Annotated in this window: 19 protein-coding genes; 7 read left to right on the plus strand and 12 right to left on the minus strand. The window is 70.5% G+C overall.

Features of this window, described 5'->3' with window-relative positions:
- Positions 1 to 11: 11 nt before the first annotated feature.
- Positions 12 to 788, minus strand: coding sequence for a helix-turn-helix domain-containing protein (locus H4W30_RS12875; protein ID WP_192743064.1), 777 nt, complete (start codon positions 786 to 788; stop codon positions 12 to 14).
- A 67-nt stretch (positions 789 to 855) separates the two neighbouring features.
- Between H4W30_RS12875 and H4W30_RS12880 the strand changes: the two genes are divergently transcribed.
- Positions 856 to 1,575 (plus strand): hypothetical protein, encoded by a 720-nt coding sequence (locus tag H4W30_RS12880; protein WP_192743065.1) that lies wholly within the window; start codon positions 856 to 858, stop codon positions 1,573 to 1,575.
- Positions 1,576 to 1,579: 4 nt separating this feature from the next.
- Here the strand turns inward: H4W30_RS12880 and H4W30_RS12885 are convergent, their stop codons facing one another.
- The 5 genes from H4W30_RS12885 to H4W30_RS12905 form a co-directional block, all read right to left on the minus strand.
- A complete protein-coding gene (locus tag H4W30_RS12885; RefSeq protein WP_192743066.1) occupies positions 1,580 to 1,954 on the minus strand; it encodes a DUF427 domain-containing protein in 375 nt (124 codons plus the stop codon).
- Between the two features lie 63 nt (positions 1,955 to 2,017).
- The gene (locus H4W30_RS12890) at positions 2,018 to 3,190 is read right to left on the minus strand and encodes a class I SAM-dependent methyltransferase (RefSeq protein WP_192743067.1); all 1,173 of its coding nucleotides are present in this window, start codon (positions 3,188 to 3,190) and stop codon (positions 2,018 to 2,020) included.
- Complete coding sequence (locus H4W30_RS12895) at positions 3,191 to 4,153, minus strand: class I SAM-dependent methyltransferase (protein ID WP_192743068.1); 963 nt, start codon at positions 4,151 to 4,153, stop codon at positions 3,191 to 3,193.
- A 5-nt stretch (positions 4,154 to 4,158) separates the two neighbouring features.
- Entirely contained in the window at positions 4,159 to 4,938 is a 780-nt protein-coding gene (locus H4W30_RS12900; protein WP_005167845.1) for an enoyl-CoA hydratase/isomerase family protein, read from the minus strand.
- 55 nt (positions 4,939 to 4,993) lie between these two features.
- Positions 4,994 to 5,806, minus strand: coding sequence for an ABC transporter ATP-binding protein (locus H4W30_RS12905; RefSeq protein ID WP_126732852.1), 813 nt, complete (start codon positions 5,804 to 5,806; stop codon positions 4,994 to 4,996).
- 316 nt (positions 5,807 to 6,122) lie between these two features.
- Here H4W30_RS12905 and H4W30_RS12910 point away from each other — a divergent pair, with 316 nt between their 5' ends.
- Positions 6,123 to 6,671: a cysteine dioxygenase gene (locus H4W30_RS12910; RefSeq protein ID WP_192743069.1), complete on the plus strand. Its 549-nt coding sequence runs from the start codon at positions 6,123 to 6,125 to the stop codon at positions 6,669 to 6,671.
- Positions 6,668 to 7,063, plus strand: a complete 396-nt coding sequence (locus H4W30_RS12915) for a rhodanese-like domain-containing protein (protein WP_192743070.1) — start codon at positions 6,668 to 6,670, stop codon at positions 7,061 to 7,063. The genes H4W30_RS12910 and H4W30_RS12915 overlap by 4 nt, the downstream gene beginning before the upstream one ends.
- On the opposite strand, the gene H4W30_RS12920 is transcribed toward H4W30_RS12915, so the two are convergent.
- Together H4W30_RS12920 and H4W30_RS12925 are read right to left on the minus strand one after the other, a co-directional pair.
- Positions 7,060 to 7,884 (minus strand): hypothetical protein, encoded by an 825-nt coding sequence (locus tag H4W30_RS12920; RefSeq protein WP_192743071.1) that lies wholly within the window; start codon positions 7,882 to 7,884, stop codon positions 7,060 to 7,062. The two genes, H4W30_RS12915 and H4W30_RS12920, sit on opposite strands and share 4 nt — an antisense overlap.
- A 76-nt stretch (positions 7,885 to 7,960) precedes the next feature.
- On the minus strand, positions 7,961 to 8,545 hold the full coding sequence (locus tag H4W30_RS12925) for a hypothetical protein (protein ID WP_192743072.1): 585 nt from the start codon (positions 8,543 to 8,545) through the stop codon (positions 7,961 to 7,963).
- Positions 8,546 to 8,658: 113 nt separating this feature from the next.
- Between H4W30_RS12925 and H4W30_RS12930 the strand changes: the two genes are divergently transcribed.
- Complete coding sequence (locus H4W30_RS12930; protein WP_192743073.1) at positions 8,659 to 8,853, plus strand: LapA family protein; 195 nt, start codon at positions 8,659 to 8,661, stop codon at positions 8,851 to 8,853.
- 1 nt (position 8,854) lies between these two features.
- On the opposite strand, the gene glgP is transcribed toward H4W30_RS12930, so the two are convergent.
- Positions 8,855 to 11,395 (minus strand): alpha-glucan family phosphorylase, encoded by a 2,541-nt coding sequence (gene glgP, locus H4W30_RS12935; protein ID WP_192743074.1) that lies wholly within the window; start codon positions 11,393 to 11,395, stop codon positions 8,855 to 8,857.
- 138 nt (positions 11,396 to 11,533) lie between these two features.
- Here glgP and H4W30_RS12940 point away from each other — a divergent pair, with 138 nt between their 5' ends.
- Positions 11,534 to 13,003: a neutral zinc metallopeptidase gene (locus H4W30_RS12940; protein WP_192743075.1), complete on the plus strand. Its 1,470-nt coding sequence runs from the start codon at positions 11,534 to 11,536 to the stop codon at positions 13,001 to 13,003.
- 81 nt (positions 13,004 to 13,084) lie between these two features.
- Here the strand turns inward: H4W30_RS12940 and H4W30_RS12945 are convergent, their stop codons facing one another.
- Entirely contained in the window at positions 13,085 to 14,047 is a 963-nt protein-coding gene (locus H4W30_RS12945) for a tetratricopeptide repeat protein (protein WP_192743076.1), read from the minus strand.
- A 97-nt stretch (positions 14,048 to 14,144) separates the two neighbouring features.
- On the opposite strand from H4W30_RS12945, the gene H4W30_RS12950 reads away from it, so the two are divergent.
- A complete protein-coding gene (locus H4W30_RS12950) occupies positions 14,145 to 14,561 on the plus strand; it encodes a hypothetical protein (protein ID WP_192744085.1) in 417 nt (138 codons plus the stop codon).
- Position 14,562: 1 nt separating this feature from the next.
- Here the strand turns inward: H4W30_RS12950 and H4W30_RS12955 are convergent, their stop codons facing one another.
- Entirely contained in the window at positions 14,563 to 14,865 is a 303-nt protein-coding gene (locus tag H4W30_RS12955) for a thiamine-binding protein (RefSeq protein WP_192743077.1), read from the minus strand.
- Positions 14,866 to 14,952: 87 nt separating this feature from the next.
- Here H4W30_RS12955 and H4W30_RS12960 point away from each other — a divergent pair, with 87 nt between their 5' ends.
- Positions 14,953 to 15,453, plus strand: coding sequence for a MarR family winged helix-turn-helix transcriptional regulator (locus H4W30_RS12960; protein WP_034315493.1), 501 nt, complete (start codon positions 14,953 to 14,955; stop codon positions 15,451 to 15,453).
- A 65-nt stretch (positions 15,454 to 15,518) separates the two neighbouring features.
- On the opposite strand, the gene H4W30_RS12965 is transcribed toward H4W30_RS12960, so the two are convergent.
- Positions 15,519 to 15,884: a DUF3817 domain-containing protein gene (locus tag H4W30_RS12965; RefSeq protein ID WP_034315490.1), complete on the minus strand. Its 366-nt coding sequence runs from the start codon at positions 15,882 to 15,884 to the stop codon at positions 15,519 to 15,521.
- Positions 15,885 to 15,938 lie beyond the last annotated feature (54 nt).

Genomic DNA, 15,938 nt, shown 5'->3' on the forward strand with positions numbered 1-15,938 from the left:
CGGCGGACCGCTCAGTCTGGAACGTTTCGGCCAGTCCACGACCGCACGAGCGCGCCGGGCGAAGCGCCCGACAGCCGGCGGCATTCGCGCCCGAGATGGGACTGATCCGCGTAGCCCACATCGGCGGCGACGTCGGCGAGCGACGCCCGGCCCCGCCCCACGGCCCCGACGCGCCCGAGGAACCGGCGGAACCGCAGCACCCGCTGCAACTCCTTGGGACCGACGCCGACGTCATGGCGCATATGCCGCCGAAGACCGCGCTCACTCACTCCCAGCTCCGCGGCCACCCGGTCGGTACGAGCACCGGGCGCACGCAGCGCGCGAGCGGCCGCGAGGGTCAGCCCGTCCACCTCAACGTCCCGGAGCCTCTCGGCGATCAGTGTTTCCAGCACCGAGCGCGCCTCGCCGGGCGTCCCGCACCCGGCCAGCTCGGACTCCGCGCGGCGCGCCCCCGCAGCCCATAGGTCGCGCAACGGCGTCGCACCCGCAGCCAGCTCCGTCATCGGCAAGCCCAGCACCGCACCGCCGACGCCGCACCTCAGGCGCAGCCCGGCGGTCCACTCCGCCGTCGGCAGCTCGTGCCGCAGCACCCCGCGCACCGTGGTGACCGCGGCGAGCACCGCGCCGTCCCACACGAGGTCCACACAGCCGTCCGGGAACACCCGCAGCGGCCGACGGCAGCCCACCAGACCCGTCCAGGCGCTCTCGACGACGCCGGCCACGGCCGCGCCCGGCGTGCTTTCGCGGTACACCGAACGGCCCGAACGGCGACGCAGCGGAACACCCACGTCCGGCAGTATGCCCCCGCCGACCGACAAGATGCGCTCCACCTGATCTTGCTGAAGACTTGCCGCCGTGCTGCGACCGGTGCTCGACCCGTCCCCCGCCGAGTGGATCTTTCCCAGGCTCGGCGGGACGTTCGGTGCGGCCGGTCGTACGGTTCCGCGTGGTTACGCCGCCTACGCGCGCCTCTGCCACCCCGCCGAGCGCGACCGCGGCGGCTGGGCGAGCTGGAGCGAAGCCGCGGCCGAGACGGGACGGCGCGCCCATGGCGCCATGCAGTGGCACGCGCTGGTCGGCTCCCCGGATCCGGTGAATCTCACCGGATCGCTCTGGCGGGGCTCGCCCCCGGGACGCGGCACGCTACCATCGCACAGCCTCACGGCGCTGCTGGCCGTCCTCGACGACCACACGTCCGCTTCGGAAGCCTGGTTCGGCCTCTGGGACGGCTACGCCTGGGCCGACGAAGCGACGTTGTCCCGCGAGCACCTCGACGCGCCGCGCCTGCGCCACCCCGGCCGGGACTACCTGCTCTTCAACGGACCGCTGACGTCCGCCACGGAACTCGGCTGGCGGCCCCGGCCGAACTGGTTCGAGGCACAGTCGCCCAACCTGTTCTGGCCGGACGACCGCGCGTGGTGCGTCGCCACCGAAGTCGACTTCGATTCGACCCTGGTCGCGGGCGAACAGGCCCTCGTCGACGCCCTGGTCAAGGCGCCGGGGCTGGAGGTCTGGCCGATAGAATCCGACACCTCGCTCGCGGCCGACGGGGACCGGATCAACCAGCTCCCGTGACGGGTCAGCGCTCTTCGATCGCGTCCACCTTCGCCGGGTAGAACGCCACGTGGTCCTTGATCTCGGCGACCGCGTCGTGCGGCGCCTCGTAGGTCCAGACGGCGTTCTCGGCGACGCCGTCACCGGTGCGGATGCTGTAGTACGACGCGTCGCCCTTGAACGGGCAGTACGTCGAGTGGTCCGTCCGCTCCAGCAGGCCGAAGTCGACGTCGGCACGCGGGATGTACTGCGCGGGCGGGTAGTTCGCCTCCCGCAGCGTGAGCGCGTTCGCGCTGTCCGCGACGACCTTCCCACCCACCGTGACGACCACCCGCGCCTTGTTCGGCTCCACCGTGATCGGGTGGGCGGCGCTGGGCTTCAGTACCTTCTTGTCAGACATGGATCAGCTCCCTCGAGGGTTTCCGATACCGGGCACAGCGACGCCGGCCGCGCGGATATTCCCTCAGGCGGGCGGCTGGGCGCGGCAGAGGAACGCCACTCCGGAACGGCCGATCCTGGTCAGCACCAGAGTCGCTTCCTCACCACCGCGAGGCTTCAGTTTGCGCCGCAACGCGTCCGGGTCGATGTCGAGCCCGCGGACGAGGATTTCCAACCGGCCGATGTCGTGCTTCTTCAGCAGGACACGAAGGTTCTTCTCGCTGTACGGTCCGTGCTCGAACACCCGGAACGCCCGGATCCCGGGCGGCGGGGTGTCGCCGGTCAGGTACGCGATGCGCTCGTCGAGCTGCCACAAACCGTGCCGTGCCGCGTAGTGCCGCACGAGCCCGGCCCGGACGACGGCGCCGTCGGGGTCGACGATCCATTCACCCGGCTCACGCGCGGGGATCTCGTCGGGATCGGCGTCGGTGACCGTCCATTGTGTACCGTCCGAACGCAGCACCGTAGCCCGGCGCGACACCGTCGAGCCCACCCCGCGCCACAGGCACGCCTCCCGGACCTGACCGTCCAAAGAGACCAGTTCGACCTCGTCCGCCCAGGGCGCGATGGAGAAATCGAGGCCCGGCGCGCATTTGACCGAAAGCTCGCGCCCGGGATAGGCGTCGACCAGGCCGTCCAGTGGCGGCAGGAAATCGGCGGGTTTCCACGCCCGGCGTCCGGCGGAGTCACGGCGGGCGGGGTCGGCGACGACGACCGAGGCCCGGCTGACCGGCCGCAACGCGTCGGCCCTGAGCAGCGTCGGCGAAACCCCGGCCTCGGAAGCGTTGTGTCGCGCCATCTCCAGGCGGACGTCGTCCAGATCCGAGCCCAGCGCACGAGAGGCGACGCGGGCGATCTCGATCAGGTCCGCGCCGACGGAACACGTCACGTCGTGGACGTCACGACCGGCCAGCCGCGAAGCCCGGTGCCGGGCGACCAGCGTGGCGCTGGCCTGCTGGAGGGCGTCGCCGGTGAACAGCCACGAGCCCGCGTCGTCCAGCTTGTACGACGATTTCCGCCGCAGCACCACCGTTTCCAGCACGGCGGCGGCGTGATCCGGAGCGATCCGGCGGACGGCGGCGACGTCGGCGATGCGGGTCCTGTCGGTCAGCGGCAGGGACGAGCATTCGGCGAGCGCCGCGCTTCCCGCGCCGGAGCGCAGGAAGGCGACGTCGTCGAGCGTGAACTGGTACGGCACCTACGGACGCTTGGTACCGGTGATCATCACGTTGTAGAACAGCTCGCGCGGCAGCACCTTGGCGAGCAGCTTCTTGTCCAAAGCGGACAGCCGCAGCCACAGCCGGTACGCGAACAGACGCCAGCGCAGGGTCAGCTTCTCCTGCGGCACGGCGGCTTCGAAGGTCCGGATCGGCCAGCCCGCGAGCGCGGCGGCGAACTCCTCGGTGACCGCGCGGACGTCCTGCGCGCCCGCGCCGCGGGCCATCGACTCGAGTTCGGACGGGTCGAAGGTGTGGATGTCGACCACGGCCTCCAGCGCGGCCGCGCGGGAGGACTCGTCGAGTTCCTCCTGCGGGCGGCGCCAGCCGTTCAGCACCGGGAGCTTGGTCAGGTTGGTGGTGAGGTACCACGTGATCTGGCCGAGCTTGCGCGCGTAGAAGTCGCCGACCTTCGTCGGCTCGCCCGCGAAGACGAACCGGCCGCCCGGCTTCAGCACCCGCAGCACCTCGGCGAACGCCGCGCGGACGTCCGGGATGTGGTGCAGCACGGCGTGCCCGACGACGAGGTCGAAACTGTTGTCCTCGTACGGGATCCGCTCCGCGTCGGCGACCCGGCCGTCGACGTCGAGGCCGAGGTTCTCGGCGTTGCGCAGCGCGACCTGCACCATGCCCGGCGAAAGGTCGGTGACCGAACCCTTCTTGATCACCCCGCCCTGCATCAGGTTCAGCAGGAAGAAACCGGTGCCGCTGCCCAGTTCCATCGCGGTCGGGTACGGCTGGCCGTCTTCACCGGCGACGGCGTTGAACACGTCCGTCGCGTAGGAGATGCAGCGCTCGTCGTAGGAGATCGACCACTTCTGGTCGTAGGTCCCGGCTTCCCAGTCGTGGTAGAGCACGTTGGCGAGCTTGGGGTCGTCGAAGGCGGCCTTGACCTCGTCGGCGGTGGCGTGCGGATTCGGCGCCGGATCGTTCACCTGCGTCATCGCGCCTACTTCCCCTCGAAGGTGGCCTTGCCAGGGCCGTTTTCGATGAACGACTTCATGCCGTTGCGCTGGTCCTCGGTCGCCCAGAGCGCGGCGAAGAGGTGGGATTCGAGCTTGAGACCGCTCGCGAGGTCGGTGTCGAGACCGCCGTCGATGGCGGCCTTCGCGGCGCGAAGCGCCACAGCCGGACCGTTCGCGAACTGCGAGGCCCACTTGTGCGCGGCGGCGTAGACGTCGTCCGGCGCCACGACCTCGTCGAGGATGCCGAGCGCGAGGGCCTCCTCGGCCTTCACGAACCGGCCGGTGAACACGAGGTCCTTGGTCTTGCTCGGGCCGATGAGCCGCGCCAGGCGCTGCGTGCCGCCGGCGCCGGGGATGACGCCGAGCTGGATCTCCGGCTGGCCGACCTTGACGTTGTCGCCGGCGATGCGGCGGTCGGCGGTCAGCGCGAGTTCGAGCCCGCCGCCCAGCGCGTAGCCGGTGATGGCCGCGACGACCGGCTTCGGGATGTTCGCGATGGTGGCCAGCGACGCCGTCAGCGCCGCACCGAACTTCGCGATCTCCGGGTAGGTGCGCTCGGCCATCTCCTTGATGTCCGCGCCACCCGCGAAGGTCTTCTCTCCGCCGTAGAGGATCACGGCGCGCACGTCGTCGCGCTCGGAGGCCTCACGGGCCGCCTCGGCCAGCTCGGCCTGCACCTGGTTGTTCAGCGCGTTGACCGGCGGGCGGTCCAGCCGGATCGTGCCGACCCCGCCTTCGACCTCGAGACTTACGAACTCTCCCACGCCGTCCTCCTTAACCGTCCAAGACAGAGTGCAGGCTACCGGTCAGTACGACCCGTCAGCGGCGACGGGCGAAGAAGCGATCACCGGACCGTTCGAGCAGGAGGTCCTGATCGAAGGTCTTGGACAGGTTGTCGCTGGTCACGACGTCGTCCACGAGACCGGAGGCGACCGCGCGGCCGTCGCGCAGCAGCAGCGCGTGGGTGAACCCCGGCGGGATTTCTTCCACGTGATGGGTGACGAGCACCATGGCCGGGGCCTCCGGGTCGAGGGCCAGCTCGGAGAGGCGGGCGACGAGGTCCTCGCGGCCGCCGAGGTCGAGCCCGGCGGCGGGCTCGTCGAGCAGCAGCATCTCCGGGTCGGTCATCAGCGACCGCGCGATCAGGGTCCGCTTGCGCTCGCCCTCCGACAGCGTCCCGAAGGTGCGGTCGGCCAGGTGCGCGATGCCGAGGGCGCCGAGCAGCTCCATGGCGCGGTCGGTGTCGAGGCTGTCGTATTCCTCACGCCAGCGGCCGACGACGGCGTAACCGGCGCTCACCACGACGTCGACGACGCGTTCCTCGCCCGGCACACGCTGGGCGATCGCGGCCGAGGTGAACCCGATCCGCGGGCGCAGCTCGAAGATGTTGACCTTACCGATCCGGTCGCCGAGCAGGTCGACCGTTCCGGTGGTCGGGTGGAGTTCGGCCGCGGCCAGCCGGAGCAGGGTGGTCTTGCCCGCGCCGTTCGGGCCGAGCACCACCCAGCGCTCGTCCAGTTCCACGGTCCAATCGAGGTCGGCGAGGAGGTCGTTGCCTGTTCGGCGGACCCCGACACCGGTCATCCTCACCACGAGGTCGTCAAGTTCGCTGGGCTGGATCGGCTCGCTCACGCGCCCATTGTGTCCGCACTCGCGCGCGTGTGTGCACCGGGCCGCCGGTCGCGGGAAAGCGGCTGGTCCAGGAAGTGGGACGAAGCGACCCTCGACGGGACGTTGTGGCACCATCGGCGACGTGATCAGGTCCGTGTCCGCCGCCTTCCCCGTCATCGGGGGCTCTTTCTGGCGCCGCCGGGCCATCGACCTGCTCCTCGTCGCCTCGTGCGGGTGTACCGCCGCGCGACACGGCTGAGTTCCTCTTTCCGACGGCACTCCCGTGTCGCGCCGCGCCTTGCCTTCCGCGCCCGCGAACCTCACGAGGAGCCTCTCCGTGACCACGTCCATCACACCCCGGCAGGATTTCGAGATCCACCCGCAGCTGGCCGACCCGCTGCTCCCCGAACTGCTGCACCCCGACCGTCTGCTCTGGACACCCCGCGAACTGGCCGAGCTGACCTCCACGGTCACCACCGAGCTGACCTCGGGTCTGCGCAGCCTGCTGCGCTTCGACCCGGACCACCGCTGGTGGGCGCGGCTCGCGCTGACCGACGGCGTCGAACTGTGGCTGCTTTCGTGGCTGCCCGGCCAGCAGACCAAACCGCACGACCACGGCGGCGCGTCCGGCTCGTTCACCGTGCTGCAGGGCGAGATCGGCGAGGAGTACCGCTACCCCGGCGGGCCGGTGCGGCGGCGCACCCACGTCGCGGGCGAGGGCATCGGCTTCGGCGCGGGGCGCGCGCACCAGGTGACCGGTATCGGCAGCGAGCCCGCGGCCAGCGTCCACGCCTACTCGCCGCCGCTGGTCGCGACCCGCGAATACGCCACGCTCGCCGACGTTCCCGCCGAGATCCCCTCGCTGGCCCCGATACTGGGCCGATGAGCTCTATCGACAGGCTGCTGGCCACCGCCCGGGCCGGACTGGACCGGGCGGAGCCCGAGCGGGCACTGCGGCTGCAACGGGACGGCGCCTTGATCGTGGACATCCGCCCGCACGTCAACCGAGCCGAAGAGGGCGAGATCCCCGGCTCGGTGGTCGTCGAGCGGATCCATCTCGAGTGGCGGCTCGCACCGGACAGCGAATGGCGGCTGCCGGAGGTGAAGCCGGACTCGACGGTGATCGTCGTGTGCAACGAGGGGTACTCGTCGAGCCTCGCCGCCGCCGACCTGCAGCGGCTCGGCCTGCCGGGAGCCACCGACCTCGAAGGCGGATTCCGGGCCTGGCGTTCGGCTGGGCTCCCGGTCCGGGAAGGCGGAACCCCCGCCGTTCCCTAGCGGCGCACCGCGAGCCTGGCGACCGACTCCGGGGAGAGCGGGAGCGCGGCGTGGATCCCGGTGCCCCGCGTCGGCCTCGGGTTGACCAGCACGCCCGTCGCCGCGGCACGGCCGGCGGCCGCGAGCACGACCTCGCGGCCGGTCCGGTGCCGGATCCGGCCCCAGCCCGCGCCGGTGACCGCGCGGTACTCGGCCAGCAACCGCTCGTCGGTGAAGACGCAGAGCCAGTCGCCGTGCGCGCCGAGCCGGGCCGGGACCGGGGCGCCCGCCTCGTCCGCCGGGCCCCACACCGTGCCGTCGAGGAACATCCGCATGACCGAGGGGACGGGCTCGCGCGGGCTCCGCTCCCGCTCGGGGCGGACGTTCTCGGCGATCCACCGCGACGCGAGCCTGAAGTCTTCGCCGGTCAGATCCTCCTGGAAACCGTCGAGGCTGTTCTTGACGCTGCCCAAGAAGTCGTAGAAGCGCCGGGTGCAAGTGCGCTCCGAGACCGGCACCCGGCCGCGGCCGACCATGGTCCTGATCCGGCCGACCATGCCCGCCCCGCCGTGCACCGGATCCACGCCGAGGTTGTAGGCGGTCCAGACGATCTCGGGCATGAGCGGGTCGGCGAACCGATCGAGAACGCGGTTCAGCCGCAGAAGGACGATTTCACGCGCCCGGCCGGGATCGGCGTCCTCGGCGATTCCCCAGATGCCCCGCAATTCCGGCCCCAGCGCGCGGAGCAGCCCTTCCTGCCGGATCCCGGCCCGGGCGTGGACATGGTGCAGCCGGTCCTTGGCTCTGCGCGATACTTTCGTTTCCTTAGCCGAAGCCACCATTCCTCCGCCATTCGGGAAGGGCCCGGCAAAGTGTATTTCACCGGGCCGTTCCGCATTGTCCGGCGGAAATCGAGGATCAGGGGTTTGCTTTGTTCGCCACCGGCTTGACAAGCGTGGGCATCGACCAGAATCGCCACATCTCGTCGCTGAGTCCCTGAGCCCGCCGGTCGAATTCGGCCGGATCGGCCAGCAGGAGAGCGGGCGCCAGTTCGGTCTGCGCCGGGGCGGTGCCGGGCGTCGGTGAAGCAGGCCGCACGGTGGGCGTGGGCCGGGATTCCGGGGCAGCGCGCCGGTCGACCTCATCGAGCATCGTCTTCAACGCGGCCAGGTCCTCGCCCACTTCGGTGAGCGTGACCGCGGCCCGTGCCGCCGCCTCGGTCCGCTGGGCGATCAGTCTCCGGATGAGCGACGGATCCGAAGTGTCGCGCGCGGTCCTGGTCAGCTGCTCCAGGACGGTGACGAAATCGTCCAGCGCCCGCGCGGCGCGGGCGTGCTCCTCCGCGACGCTCCGGCACCGGGCGGCCAACTCGGTCCGGCGGCCCGAATACGCGTCGTGTCCAGTGCCGGACCAGCCATGAGGATCTACCTGGCGCACCTCGACGGCTTGGTCTTCCAACGTCCGGGAAACCGCCCGCAAGCGCTCCGCCTCGCTTCGGAGCACGCTGACCGTCCCGGCCGTCCAAGGCGCGCTCGAGAGGGTGCGAGAAGACGATCAATCCGCTTAGCGTCGGAGCGGCAGCCGCTGATCGAGCGGCCAGGAATCAGGAGTACGGAATGGAACTCGTCGTGATCGTCGGGCTGGCGATGCTGCTCGGGGCCGCGGCGGGCTGGCTCGTTTCGGCACGGTGGCATCAGCGCCGCCGGGCGGAACTCGTTCAGTTCGCCCAGGCATGGGAATACGCGCGGTACGCCGGATACGTCTCGGCGCACCGGTACCCACACGGGACCGGTGCGCCGTTCCTGAGGTGATTCAGGCGTGGACGACCCGCGCCAGCTCCGCCGGTGTGGCCAGCAGACGGTGCTTCGGCAGCACGCGCACGGTGTAACCGATGGAGCCGGGATGCGGCAGTTTCAGCCGCGCCGCGAACGCGCCGATGCCGTCGCCGGACATCGGGACGGTGACGGGGTCGCTCAGTTCGTCCCCGTCACCCACCTTCCCGACGACGGCTTGAACGTCCACTTCGGACGGTTCGAGACCGGCGAGGTCGATCCGAGCCCGGATGGTCACCTCGGTCCCCGTGACCATCGGCGCGGAGCCCTCGACGAGCAGTTCGGTGTCGAAGATCCGTACCCGCGGCCAGGCGACGTCCAATTTGGTCCGGTAGTCGGCCAGCGACAGCGCGCCGCGGTATCCGTCACCCGTGGCTTCGGCGACCATGCGCGACGCGGGCAGATAACCCGATTCGACGTACTCCCGCACCATGCGCGCGGCCTGCACGCGCGGCCCGAGGGTCTCCAGCGTGTGCCACACCATCGACATCCAGCCATCGGGGACGCCGTCGGCGCCGCGGTCGTAGAACAACGGCGCGATCTGGTGGCCCAGCAGGTCGTACAGGGCCGCGGCCTCCAGCTCGTCGCGGCGCAGCGGGTCGGTGACACCGTCCGCGGTCGGGATCGCCCAGCCGTTGCTGCCGTCGTAGCACTCGTCCCACCAGCCGTCGCGGATGGACAGGTTGAGGCCGCCGTTGAGCGCGGACTTCATCCCCGACGTGCCGCACGCCTCCAGCTGCCGCACCGGCGTGTTCAGCCAGACGTCGCAGCCGCGGTAGAGGTAGCGCGCCATGGACATGTCGTAGTCCGGCAGGAAGACGATGCGGCGCCGGACCTCGGGATCGTCGACGAACCGGACGATCTGCTGGATCAGCTGCTTGCCGCCCTCGTCGGCCGGATGCGATTTGCCCGCGACGACGAGCTGGATCGGACGCCGCTCGTCCAGCAGCAGTGCGCGCAGGCGCTCCGGGTCGCGCAGCATCAGCGTGAGCCGCTTGTACGTCGGCACGCGGCGCGCGAAGCCGACGGTCAGCACGTCCGGGTCGAAGACCGTGTCGGTCCACCCGAGTTCGAGCGCGGACGCGCCGCGCTGCATCCACGCGGCCCGCACCCGGCGCCGCACCTCGGCGACCAGTTTCTCGCGCAGTTCCCGCCGCAGCGCCCACAACTGCTCGTCGCTGACGCCGTCCCGCAGCGGCTTGCCCCGCGCGCCGTCGAGACCCAGCTCCTCGTGATTGCGCCCGAGCAGCGCGCTCAGCTCGCGCGCCACCCAGGTCGGCCCGTGGACGCCGTTGGTGACCGACGAGACGGGCACCTCGTCGAAGTCGAATCCCGGCCACAGCCGCGAGAACATCCGCCGCGACACGCGGCCGTGCAGCGCGGAGACGCCGTTCGCGCGCTGGGCGAGCCGCAGTCCCATATGTGCCATGTTGAACAGCCCGGGGTTGTCCTCGGCGCCGAGCGCGAGCACGCGGCGCGGGTCGACGTCCGGGACCAGCCTGCCGTCGGTGAAGTACCGCTGGACCAGATCGACGGGGAACCGGTCGATCCCGGCGCTGACCGGGGTGTGCGTGGTGAACACGGTGCCGGCGCGGACGGCGGGCAGCGCCTCGTCGAACGCCAGCCCGTCGGCCTGGATGATCTCGCGGGCGCGTTCCAGCCCGAGGAATCCGGCGTGGCCTTCGTTGGTGTGGAACACCTTCGGCTGCGGATGCCCGGTCAGCTCGCAGTAGCGGCGCACCGCGCGGAAGCCGCCGATCCCGGCCAGGATCTCCTGCCGGATGCGATGGTCGGCGTCGCCGCCGTACAGCCGGTCCGTGACCGCGCGCAGGTCTTCGTCGTTGGCCTCGGTGTCGGTGTCCAGGAGCAGCAGCGGGATCCGGCCGACGCGGGCCTTCCAGATCTGGGCGTGCAGCGTGCGCCCGGCGGGCATCGCGACGTCGACCAGCACCGGCTTGCCGCCGTCGGTCACCAGTTCCAGCGGGAAGGCGTTCGGATCGATCACCGGGTAGTGCTCGACCTGCCAGCCGTCGAGCGACAGCGCCTGCCGGAAGTACCCGGCGCGGTACAGCAGCCCGACACCGACCATCGGCACACCGAGGTCCGACGCCGCCTTGAGGTGGTCCCCGGCGAGCACGCCGAGACCGCCGGAGTAGTTCGGCAGCGCCTCGGTGACCCCGAACTCCATCGAGAAGTACGCGACGGCGGGCGGGAGGTCGGCGTCGTCCTGCTTCTGGTACCAGCGCGGCTCGGCGAGATAGCGCTCCAGATCCGCGACCGCCTCGCGCGCGTGGGCGAGGAAGGCGTCGTCGACGGCGAGTTCGTCGAGCCGGGCCGGGGGCAGGGCGGTGAGCATCCGCAGCGGGTCGCGGACGCGGTTGAACAGCTCCGCGTCCATCGACGCGAACAGGTCGCGAGTGGGCGGATGCCAGGTCCAGCGCAGATTCGTGGCGAGGTCACCGAGGCCGGAGAGCGACTCCGGCAGGCTCGCGCGGACGGTGAACCGGCGGACTGCTCTCATGAAGAGCGACCATATCGGCACGGCCCCCGCCCCGCTCAAGACCCACTTCGGGGATTACCTGCACGCGGGCCATAAGCGCTGGGTAGGGTCCCTGCTTGCCGGAGTACGCGGCCCGGTCGGGGCCCTGACGACAAGCGAGTGAACATGATCCAAGGGGGAGCGTGGGGCATACGCCGCCCGGCTCTGATCGCGGTCGTGACGGTGCTGGCCCTCGGGCTGAGCGCTTGCAGCGACAAGGGAAGCTCGACCGGCCAGCAGGGCAGCCAGCCGGGCGCCGGTGACATCGCCGGCCTGCCGGTCACGCATTTCGAGAGCGGGCTGAAGCCCAACGCGCCCAAGCCGGATCTGCAGGTCCGCAACGAGGACGGCTCCGAAGACGACCAGCTCGCCATCGCCGCGATCGCCGACGCGCAGGCCTACTGGACCGAGGTCATGCCGCGCGACTTCGGCCAGCCGTACGAGCCGCTGAAGGCGTTGCTGTCCTACAGCGCGAAGACCGACGACGAAGAGACCGAATGCGGCAGCGTCAAGAAGCTCGTCAACGCGTTCTACTGCCCGCCGGGTGACCTGGTGGCGTGGGACCGCGGCGTGCTGCTGCCGATGCTGCGCGAGCGGTTCGGGAAGATGGCGGGCGCCGTCGTGCTCGCGCACGAGCTCGGGCACGCCGTGCAGTACCGGCTCGGCGAGAAGGCCAGCATCAAGAAGAACACGCCGTCGATCGTCAAGGAGCAGCAGGCCGACTGCTTCGCCGGCGGCTACTTCCGCTGGGTCGCCGAGGACAAGAGCAAGTTCTACCGCGTCTCCACGTCCGAGGGCCTCAACCAGGTCATGGCGTCGCTGTTCCTGATCCGCGACCAGGCCGGCACCAGTGCGACCAAACAGGGCGCGCACGGCACGGCGTTCGACCGCACGTACGCGTTCCAGGTCGGGTTCGAGAAGGGCCCGAAGGAATGCGCGGCGATGAACGAGGAGAACATCAAGGCGCGGATCACCGAGCGCCCGTTCGACAAGGGTGACAAGGGCAAGGGCGACGCGAAGCTCGACATGAAGATCATCGGGATCCTGAAGGAGAGCCTGGACAAGGCCTTCCAGGGCGCCGGTGTCCCCGGTCCGGAGATCACCGAGGACGGCAACGGCAGCTGCCCCGGCGGCCCCAGCACCCCGCCCGCGTCGTACTGCCCGTCGAACAACACCGTCAGCATCGACCTGGCCAAGCTGCGCGAACTCGCCCAGCCGGTCGACCAGCAGGAGGAATGGGAAAGCGGGCACAGCGAGGGCAAGGGCGACTTCGCCGCGTTCTCGGAAATCGCGTCCCGGTACGCGATGGGCATCCAGAAGGGTGTCGGCGCGTCGATCGACAACGCGAACGCGGGCCTGCGCACCGCCTGCCTGGTCGGCGCCTGGGCGAAGGCCAGCACCGTGCCCGGCGCGACGTTGCGGCTCTCTTCCGGTGACCTCGACGAGGCCATCTCGGACCTGCTGAGCCCGGAGAGCCTCGTCTCGGCCGACGTCAACGGCAAGCGCGTGGACAACGGTTTCGAGCGGGTCGAGGCGCTGCGGAAGGGCTACCTGGAGAGCTCGGCGGTCTGCTCGACCCAGTACGGCTGATCGGTCCCGCCCAAGTACATGAAGGCCCCCTTCCTTGCGCCTGGCGCAAGGAAGGGGGCCTTCATGTACCGCGGAGAAACCTCAGTAAAGAGCGCTCGCCAGATCCCGCCGCGCCTTCATGACGCGCTCGTCCGCCGAGTCGAACAGGTCGAACAGCGCCACCAGGTGCTCCCGCACGCGGTTGCGCTCGTCGCCCGCGGTCCGCCGCACGACGGCGATCAGCCGCGCGAAGCCCGCCTCGGGCGCCTGCCCCGCGACTTCGAGGTCGGCGGCGGCGAGCTGGGCGTCGAGGTCGGCCGGATTCGCGTCGGCCTTCGCGATCGCGTCCGGGCCGGCGGCCTCGGCACGCGCGGTGAACTTGACCTGCGCCAACGCGGTCTTGGCCTCCTCGTTCGCGGGCTCGACGTCGAGGATGCGCTCGTAGGCCGCCTGCGCCGCGGCGAAGTCACCGCGTTCGAAGGCCTCCTCGGCCTCGGTGAACCGCGGGTCCTCCGGCACCTCGACACCGCCGCCGTTCTGCTCGGCCGCCTTGATCCCGGGCAGCCGGTCGCGCAGCGCGTCGAGCAGCGAACCGAGCCACTTGCGGATCTCGGGTTCGGGCAGCGCGCCGGAGAACGCGTCGACCGGCTGGCCGCCGCCGATGGCGATGACCGTCGGGATGGACTGCGCGCCGAACAGCTGCGCGATGCGCGGGTTGGCGTCGACGTCCACCTTCGCGAGCACCCAGGCACCACCGGACTCGGCGGCGAGGCGCTCCAGCACCGGGCTGAGCTGTTTACACGGGCCGCACCATTCGGCCCACAGGTCGACGACCACCAGCTGCTGCAGGGAACGCTCGACGACCTCGGCCTGGAACGTCGCCTCGGTGACGTCGATCACGGCGCCGGCCGTGGCGGGGGCGGCGCCGTCCGCCGGACGAGGTGGGGCAGGAGGCTGTTTCTGGGGCGCCTCGGCACGCGCCTTGAGCGCGGAAAGGTCGACCGCGCCGGAAAGCGCGGCGGAGAGGGCCGCCGTCTTCGATGCTGATCCGCGTGGGTGTGTCACGGTTCCATCCTGGCACGCATCCCCGAGTGTTTCACCGCATGCCCCCGGCTGCCCGCTTGGCAGGACGTCGGTGTTCCGGCAGGCTCGCCACGAGGGGGTGATCGACATTCCGACACGCAGGACGGCCACCGTGGCCGTCGCGATCGCCATCGCCGTCACGTGGGTGAGCGTCATCACCGTCCTGATCGCCCATCAACCCGATCCCGGTGTCGCCACTCCCGGGCAACTCCGGGAGGGCCTCACCGCCGCACTCAACGAACACGACGTCGAGGCCCTCTCCGGGCTCATCGACTATCCGCCCGCCTCGGCCGGCGACTTCGCGAAGTCCTATATCGACGCGCTGACCGAACGCGGCGCCCACGACGTCACGGTGAAGTTCGCCCCGGACGATCTCGCGCCGACGTCGGCGACCGTCAGCGGGAAACTGGGCGACGGCAGTTCCTTCGGCTATCCGGTGGCCATCGCGGTCAAGGACAAGCTGTGGCTGGTCTCGTTCACCCCGCCGCTCCCCTGACTCATTCGCTCAGGTGCTTCTCGACGCGTTCCACCTTCGCGGTCAGCTGCCCTTCGTAACCCGGCCGGATGTCGGCCTTGAGCACCAGTCCGACCCGCGACGAGCCCTCGCCCGCGGCCTCGACGGCCCGCTTCACGACGTCCATCACTTCGTCCCAGCTCTCACCTTCCACATTTGTAAACATCGCGTTGGTGGAGTTGGGCAAGCCGGACTCGCGGACCACTTTCACCGCGCGGGCGACCGCCTCGCTGACACCGCCGTCCTCCTCGGCCGCGGACGGGCTGACACTGAAGGCCACGATCATCTTCTGCTCCTCGTTCAGACGCTTTTCCCACGCATAACACCCGGTGGTGCGGCATGGCACGGGTACCCGCTGGTAACTTCGAGCGCCATGAGCCGTCCGTTGCCGTTCGACCCGATCGCCCGCGCGGCGCAGCTGTGGGAGGCCCGTATCGGGCCGTCCGAGACCATGGCCGCGGTGACCGGGATCATGCGCGTGCAACAGATCATCCAGTCCGCGGTGGACGGTGCGCTCAAACCGCACGGGCTGACCTTCGCCCGATACGAGGCGCTGGTGCTGCTGACCTTCGCCCGCGCGTCCCATCTGCCGATGCGCGTGATGGGCGAGCGGCTGCAGCTGCACCCGACGAGTGTCACCAACATCGTCGACCGGCTGGAGAAGGACGGCCTGGTCAAACGCGTGCCGCATCCGACCGACCGCCGGACCACGCTGGTCGAGATCACCGACGAAGGCCGCGTACGCCGCGAAGAGGCCACAAAGGCGGTCACCGAGATCGACTTCGGGCTGACCGGGCTCACGGGCAAGCAGACCGAGCAGCTCACCGACCTGCTCACCAAGGTCCGCAAGGCCACCGGCGACTTCACCGAATAGCGCGTGAAGGCCCCCTTCCCTCGGCTGAGCCGAGGGAAGGGGGCCTTCACGCGCTTAAGAGAAGATCAGGCGGCGGCGGTTTCCGGGGTCTTGGCGAACAGGCCGACCCCACCGTGCGACAGCCGCTGCGGGCCGTCCAGCTTGCCGTTGCGCAGCGCCCAGGACTCGAACAGCCAGGTGAACAGCGGCGGGATGCTGGAGAGCAGCGCGAGGATCAGGGTCTTCGGGCGCCAGCCGAGCGGCTTCGCCACGGACAGGGAGACCAGCACGTAGAGGACGAAGACGACGCCGTGCACCATGCCGAGGACGGGAACGCCGCCCTCGCCGAGCTTGACGGCGTACTTGAGGAACATCCCGACCAGCAGCCCGGCCCACGAGAGGGCTTCGGCTACCGCGGCCACGCGGAATACTAGAGCGGCCTTGCTGGACACTTTCTCCTCCTGTGGGGTCTCACCACTATGCGTACACACATGACTACGTCCGAC

Source organism: Amycolatopsis roodepoortensis, from assembly GCF_014873915.1.
Lineage (GTDB): Bacteria > Actinomycetota > Actinomycetes > Mycobacteriales > Pseudonocardiaceae > Amycolatopsis > Amycolatopsis roodepoortensis.